The following is a 4,404-nucleotide window of genomic DNA, read 5'->3' as shown; positions in this document are numbered from 1 at the left end:
GGTGGCTGTGGCCATCCGCGCCAAAACAGTTTCTGCAATGCTTCTAACAGGTTCATATAAATAATCATAGTATGAGAAAGACATTTATCTTATTAACAACAATATTATTATTTCAGGTGAATGGCTTTTGCCAGTTAAAAATACCGGCATCGTATTCTAATATTCAGCAGGATTCAATAGGCCTTTACTTCCAGCAGGGCAACAACAGGTTTTATGCAGATAATAGCCCTGCTAACTTCACTCTTTTGCAATTGATGGGCAATGCCACAGCAACGGAAACTGGTATTTCTTTTGATTTCGGTTTGCCTGATTTTCAGGGTAAGTTGGTATATGGGCTGATACCATATGGCAAAGCCCCACATCCGCTTCCAGTATTCAGAAGGGAAGTATTGATAAAAAACGGTAAAGCTGTAATTGATATAATAGCAGACTTCAGCGGAATATATGATATGATAGGATGGCAACAAAGCGGCCAATTAAGTATTGGGTACCGTATCATCACCAACAATGGAATGATACTGTTTGATGGTGAAGTGAGTACTGAAGGCAAAGGCCCGTTTGTGGTAGTGCCTGCCATTTATGAAGGCCCATTTGTAAATAATATTTATTCCAAAGGCAGTATAATATCATTTGAAACTACATTACCAGTTATAACTAATATAGAAGTGACAAAGAAAGATTCCGGGATTGTTAAAACTTTTGCATCTTCAAATGAAAAACAAACACATCATGAAATAAGTATTGATAGCTTGTCGCCTGAAACGGAATACGAATACACGGTTAAGTATGGAAACATGCAACAACAGTATAGCTTTAAAACTGCCCCAGCTGCAGGTTCCCGCAGGCCCTTTGTGTTTGCTTATTCCAGCGACAGTCGCCATGCCCTAGGAGGTGGCGAAAGAATGATATATGGTGCCAATAGCTATATTATGAAAAAGATAGCAGCTGTTGCACACCAAAACAAAGCTGTGTTTATGCAGTTTACTGGCGACATGATTAATGGTTATTTGTCCAATAAAGAGGAACAACTGTTGCAACTGAGCAATTGGAAAAAATCAATAGAACCTTTCTGGCATTATATGCCTGTATATGTTGGACAGGGTAATCATGAAGCATTGGGCTATGTGTTTGAAAATACAAGTGGTACACATACTGCAGCGTTCATAGATAAATTTCCATACGATACAGAATCGGCTGAAGCATTGATGCAGGCTGCTTTTGTGAATCCTGACAATGGTCCTGACACTGAAGATGGTAATAAATATGACATTGATAAAGGTAATATTGACTTTCCATCTTATAAGGAAAATGTGTTCTACTACACCTACGATAATATGGCTATGATTGTATTGAATTCTGATTACTGGTATGCCCCAACAATATCAAGTAATCCGGCAACTAGTGGTGGCTTACATGGTTACCTGATGGATAATCAGATAAAATGGCTGAAAAAAATCATTAAACAATTTGAAGCCGATAAAACCATTGATCATATTTTTCTCACACAGCATACACCCATCTTACCCAACGGTGGGCATGTAGGCGACGATATGTGGTACAATGGTAATAATGATAAACGGCCATATATCAGTGGCAAACCCGTAAAAAAAGGGATTATTGAAAGAAGGGATGAATACCTGAATTTATTGATTAATAAAAGCAAAAAAGTGGTGGCAGTTTTAACGGGTGATGAACATAATTACAATCGCTTACAGCTTACTAAAGAAGTAAACATATACCCTGATAATTGGATTGGAAAAAAGTTGAATATTTCCCGGCCAATTTATCAAATCAATAATGGTGCCGCAGGAGCTCCCTATTATGCACAGGAAAAAGCACCTTGGAGCCCTTATACCAAAGCTTTCAGTGTGCAAAATGCTATTTGTTTGTTTTATGTAAATGGTAAAAGCATAAAGATGAGGGTTGTAAACCCGGATACCTTAAACGTTATTGATGAAATACAATTGCGGTAATAATGCTTCAGCAGGAAAATATAACAAAATGGATTATTAATTCAAGTTTTTCTGTCTGAGACCTTGGCAAATACACTTCGTAAGTTACTTCACATCCAATTTTGACGGATACTCTTTGAGTGCTTTTCTTACCCCTTTGATCATCCTATCCTTATCCATTCGCTCATCAAGTTCCATATATCTTTGAGCTGTAGATTGCCAAATGACGGCCCCTGTTTCCGAATCTATTAAATCTATTACTAATGACCCTTTAAGAAACCTGTAGATTTCTTGATTGTAATAATCCTCATACCCATCCCAATAACTAATTGGCCCTACATAGGGATCCATCATTTCGGGATTTTTTGTATAAACACTTTCCTTTTCCTCGAGAATGACATGAAAGCCAACTAACAATTCAGGTGTGTTTTCATCATTAATAAGACCTTTGGATTCCAATTCCTCCTTGATGATATTTTGTATTAACTGCATTCTTTCAAGGTTATACCCATAATCCGGTCCCTGATAATTTAATTCGCATCCCTGTATCCAACAAAAGGTATTGTATTTTTCTAAATCTATATTCGGGTTCTGCACGGATGCTACCTTTACACCCGCACAACTTGAAGCAAGAATAAAAACCAAAGCAATAAAAAGCGTTTTCATGATATATCTATTTATTATTCATTACCCTTAGAATTTAATTGATTATTAGTTAAACTATTAAGTGCTGTTTTCTTTACAGTGCCATCTTTGCGCTTAAGAAGATAAATTTTCCAATGTATCATTCCTTGATTTTGTTTTCGGTGACTTTTATTTCAAAGTCCGAAATAACACGATACTCGCGGTAAATAGTAAAACTATAAGCTTGTGATGAATACTATATTGTATAATCCGTTCTAACATTTTTTGATGGTTTATTAAATTAAAGGACCAAATGTAAAATCTTAACAATTGGGATAGAATGATTCGTATTAGACTAAGACTATAAGTATTGGCTTTTACAGGGTTTTCTCTGCAACTTGTATTACTTAAAAAAGGAATTCATTTTTAAAAGAATACCTTTTAAAACCAACTTATGAAAAACATGTTTTGTTTTTCTAATACTTTCATCACAGCAACTTACTAATATCTTGACAATTGCCTATTAAAGGCCTGTAAGTGACTTTCAGAAGCTCGCAATAGATTCTTGTAAATATTAATGTTAGTTACATCTTTCGTATTCTTAAGGGCCACTTCCAAATCAGAAATATCAGTTTCTTCAATAACCTTTCCAACTTTATAAGCATCCAATTCAGATGTATTACCCTGGGCTATCAAATTATTATATAGCTCTTGAAGTTCTGCATTATAAAACACTCCTGGTTTATCACTTAGGCTATAAGAAACATTGTTCCTTTCAAGCATCTGTATCATCATATTCATATGACGTTGTTCGCTTTCTTGAATATTCATAAATGGGCGAGAGCCATATTTATCCCCAAAATAGGTGTATACATCCTTGGCCAGTTTTTCTTCTTCGACCATATATTGCATATGGCGCGATTCTTTATCACTTGGATCGTTGATTTGACCAAAGCCATGGAATCCTGAAATAACCGTTAAGATTACCATACTGGTTTTAATTACATTTTTCATTTTCGCTATTAATTATTTGTTCGTATTCCGTTAGTGTAATAAACTTTGGTGTATAGATCTCTCCTGATAAATCTAAGGATCCTATAAATGCGCGAAGGTGGTTTCTTGAACCACATTGAAGCTTTGTAAAAACATTCAATACTTCTGCATTTTCAATTTTAGTCATCCATTCTTCTAAATCATAGATGTCAAGATCTTCTATTGTTGCACCTGAGGTAAGGGCCCCTATGATATTGACTTCACCTTGGGCGACCAAAATGTCATATGCAGCTTGTAAATCAGTATTTTGGAAGGTACCTGCGTCAAGAATTGTATAAGGTAGGTTGTATTGTTTCAACAAGTTCTCAACGGCATCCATGTGTGATTGCTCGCTTTTCGCTATGTTCTCAAACTGATTTATGCCCCATACAGCGAATAATCGGTCATACACGTCTTTGGCCAACCGTTCTTCTTCCATCATGAAGAGTAGGGCATCTTTCTCTATTTGGCTCAGGGCAATACTTGTTTGTGAATTAATCGTCTCCGAATCATCATTGCTACAGGCCGAGGAAAATAATAGGAACATCAATACTATCATCATCGCTACTGTGTTTATTATTTTTAAATATTTCATAACTTTTCTATTTTTAATTATATCTCAAAAATCACCTATTCTGCAAAAAAGTACAGCCACTTATGTTACATAGTAATAAAGAAGAAAAGGTCTACGAAGACTTCCTATTTCATAAACCAGACAGTAGAAGACTTCCTTATTTTTTTTGGTTTTTTATAAACATATTGAAGATTAATCCACCCATAAGTCCGCCATATAGTG

4 protein-coding genes are annotated in these 4,404 nt (G+C 35.6%); 1 reads left to right on the top strand and 3 read right to left on the bottom strand.

All coding sequences use genetic code 11. From position 1 onward, the window contains the following. The first annotated feature begins 71 nt into the window (after positions 1–71). Complete coding sequence (locus tag WBN20_RS08660; RefSeq protein WP_424281393.1) at positions 72–1,973, top strand: hypothetical protein; 1,902 nt, start codon at positions 72–74, stop codon at positions 1,971–1,973. Between the two features lie 84 nt (positions 1,974–2,057). Here the strand turns inward: WBN20_RS08660 and WBN20_RS08655 are convergent, their stop codons facing one another. The 3 genes from WBN20_RS08655 to WBN20_RS08645 all read right to left on the bottom strand — a co-directional run bounded on the left by WBN20_RS08655 (position 2,058) and on the right by WBN20_RS08645 (position 4,203). Then, on the bottom strand, positions 2,058–2,618 hold the full coding sequence (locus tag WBN20_RS08655) for a DUF4136 domain-containing protein (protein WP_424281392.1): 561 nt from the start codon (positions 2,616–2,618) through the stop codon (positions 2,058–2,060). Between the two features lie 459 nt (positions 2,619–3,077). Further along, on the bottom strand, positions 3,078–3,590 hold the full coding sequence (locus tag WBN20_RS08650; protein WP_424281391.1) for a DUF2202 domain-containing protein: 513 nt from the start codon (positions 3,588–3,590) through the stop codon (positions 3,078–3,080). Beyond that, entirely contained in the window at positions 3,574–4,203 is a 630-nt protein-coding gene (locus tag WBN20_RS08645) for a DUF2202 domain-containing protein (protein WP_424281390.1), read from the bottom strand. The genes WBN20_RS08650 and WBN20_RS08645 overlap by 17 nt, the downstream gene beginning before the upstream one ends. Positions 4,204–4,404: the final 201 nt, after the last annotated feature.

It is taken from the genome of Eudoraea sp. (assembly GCF_049665975.1).
In the GTDB taxonomy this organism is placed as follows: Bacteria; Bacteroidota; Bacteroidia; order Flavobacteriales; family Flavobacteriaceae; genus Eudoraea.
Note: the sequence above shows the minus strand (reverse complement) of the source record. Positions and strands in the feature narration are given on the sequence as shown.

Bases quoted from the DNA above. Each gene is read 5' to 3' on its own strand.
- WBN20_RS08660 (WP_424281393.1), top strand. From the start codon at position 72: ATGAGAAAGACATTTATCTTATTAACAACAATATTATTATTTCAGGTG.
- WBN20_RS08655 (WP_424281392.1), bottom strand. From the start codon at position 2,618: ATGAAAACGCTTTTTATTGCTTTGGTTTTTATTCTTGCTTCAAGTTGT.
- WBN20_RS08650 (WP_424281391.1), bottom strand. From the start codon at position 3,590: ATGAAAAATGTAATTAAAACCAGTATGGTAATCTTAACGGTTATTTCA.
- WBN20_RS08645 (WP_424281390.1), bottom strand. From the start codon at position 4,203: ATGAAATATTTAAAAATAATAAACACAGTAGCGATGATGATAGTATTG.